The sequence below is a fragment of the Scytonema sp. HK-05 genome (assembly GCF_963872035.1).
In the GTDB taxonomy this organism is placed as follows: domain Bacteria; phylum Cyanobacteriota; class Cyanobacteriia; order Cyanobacteriales; family Nostocaceae; genus Kalymmatonema.
In genome coordinates this window covers 1-2,028 of record NZ_CAWMYC010000088.1, presented here as the reverse complement: position 1 = coordinate 2,028, position 2,028 = coordinate 1, and the positions used below count along the sequence as shown (strand labels likewise).

Below are 2,028 nucleotides of genomic sequence, written 5' to 3'. Positions count from 1 at the left end.
CTAGCTAGGCAGGCGGGAGTCCCCACACCATAATTTTTAATTTGGTGTGGCGGTGAAAGCCGTGTGAGTTGAGAAGCGTCTGCTGACCAATGCGAAGCGAGGGAAGGAGACAGCGCCGAAACGAGCAAACTCTTACGCTACTCAACAGGGCGATCTTGTTCTTCGATGTATTGCTTAAGTTGCTCCACCGTTACGCCGCCACAGGACGCAATGAAGTAGCCATTTGTCCATAAAACATCTTTTCGATAAAACTCATTGACCCGTTCCGCAAACTCTTTTCTAAGGTAGCGACTGGAAACCGTTTTCAGATTGTTAATGAGTTTGCTCGGTTCAGTTTGGGGGGTGTATTGAATCAGCAAGTGGGCGTGATCAACCTCTCCATTGAACTCGATTAACCGACCCTCCCACTTCTCCATTAGCGTTTTGAAAATTTCCTCCAACCTCGACAGCATTGGTTCATTGAAAATCTTCCGACGGTATTTGGGAGTTAACACTAAATGACACTTGAGGTCTGAAACGCCCCTTGCCTTATGGATAAAATCTTTGCTCATAGCATTGACACTAAGTATTTGGCTGGTGTTATGATAACACTAAGTCAAGCGTAAAGGTCGTAACGCAATGAAGACAACATTTCAGTACCGATTCTATCCAAACACTAAACAAAAACTTGAGCTGAATGAATGGCTGAGAATTTCTCGCTACTGGTATAACCGCCAATTGGGAGACAGGTTTGATTGGTGGGAGATGAATCGAACTCGTGTTGATGCTTGCCCCTTAGTGAGCAGCATTGCGGACTTACGCGACAAGCCAAACTTTTATGCTCAGAAGAAACAATTACCTATCCTGAAACAGGATTTGGTCAAAGTTTGGCATAGCGGCGAATTGCTTGATTTCTCTGGCGTGGATGCCAGTATTTTACAAGAAGTATCGAAGCGGGTAGACAAGGCGTTTGAGCGGTTTACGGTTGGAGATAGCAACGGCAATAAGTCAGGAAAACCTCGGTTTAAGACGGTTGCAGACTTCAAAACCATGACGTTCGCAGATGGTAAGGCAATCAAGATTTCTCTGGTTCGCAAGCACTGGATGTATATTCGACTCCCTAAACTGGGAGTTGTTAAAGTGCGAATGCACCGTGATATCCCAGTAGGTTTTACCGTCAAGCAAGTCAGTGTGACCCGGAAAGCTGACGGTTGGTTCATGCAAATCATGCTGGAAGACCCAACCGTACCAGAATTCAATCCTGATGAGGTCATCCCAACATGGGAAAATTCATTGGGGATGGATGCGGTGTTGCATGAGGATGTCTATTTGGCAACTTCTGAAGGTGAAAAATTGCCATCCTTGAAACCTCTGAGAAAGAATCAAGCAAAACTTGACCGGATATCGACGAAGCGGAACAAGCGGAAACGGGGCAGTCGTTCACGTCGCAAACTGGCAAAACGCGAAGCAAAACAACATCAACGCATTGCCCGTTCCCGCAAAGATTTTCAGTACAAAACCGCTCACCAATTGGTGAGAACTGGAAAGAAAGTCTTCTTCCATGAAGACCTTAACCTCAAAGGTTTAATCAAACGCAACAAAGCCAAACAGGATGAGGCGGGTACGTTTCTTCCGAATGGTCAAGCGGCTTCGTCAGGACTCAATAAATCTTGGTCTGATGCGGCGTTTGGCAATTTTTTCAAGACGCTGGACTACATAGCCGCAAAAGCTGGAGCAGTCGTCATTCCGCAAAAACCTGCTTACTCGTCAATGGTTCTGTGCTATCGAGATGAAATTATCTTCACCGAATGCGACATCAGAGACTATTGGGATGAGCAGCATTCTTTAAGGGTTGACCGCGACATCAACGCCGCAATCAACCTGAAAAGGCTTGGGTTGGGCATTTTCCCAAGCATAAAACGCCGTAGTGCGAAGTTAGCCGTAGTTGGAACTATGGATACTAGTACCACGAAGGAAATCCTTCATACCCTTCATCGGGCTGTTGGAAGCCTACCCTGTAATCTTTGATTCAGGGTAGGAGTATGTCAC

General features: G+C 46.0%; 2 protein-coding genes. One reads left to right on the top strand and one right to left on the bottom strand.

Annotated elements, in window-relative coordinates:
• Positions 1-137: 137 nt before the first annotated feature.
• Positions 138-551 carry an IS200/IS605 family transposase gene (gene tnpA, locus AACT52_RS11155; protein ID WP_073636646.1) on the bottom strand — a complete coding sequence of 138 codons (414 nt, stop codon included), beginning with the start codon at positions 549-551 and terminating at the stop codon, positions 138-140.
• Between the two features lie 67 nt (positions 552-618).
• On the opposite strand from tnpA, the gene AACT52_RS11150 reads away from it, so the two are divergent.
• Positions 619-2,007, top strand: coding sequence for an RNA-guided endonuclease InsQ/TnpB family protein (locus AACT52_RS11150; protein WP_073636645.1), 1,389 nt, complete (start codon positions 619-621; stop codon positions 2,005-2,007).
• Positions 2,008-2,028: the final 21 nt, after the last annotated feature.

Coding starts and splice junctions, on each gene's coding strand:
- AACT52_RS11150 (WP_073636645.1), top strand. CDS start 619: ATGAAGACAACATTTCAGTACCGATTCTATCCAAACACTAAACAAAAA.
- tnpA (WP_073636646.1), bottom strand. CDS start 551: ATGAGCAAAGATTTTATCCATAAGGCAAGGGGCGTTTCAGACCTCAAG.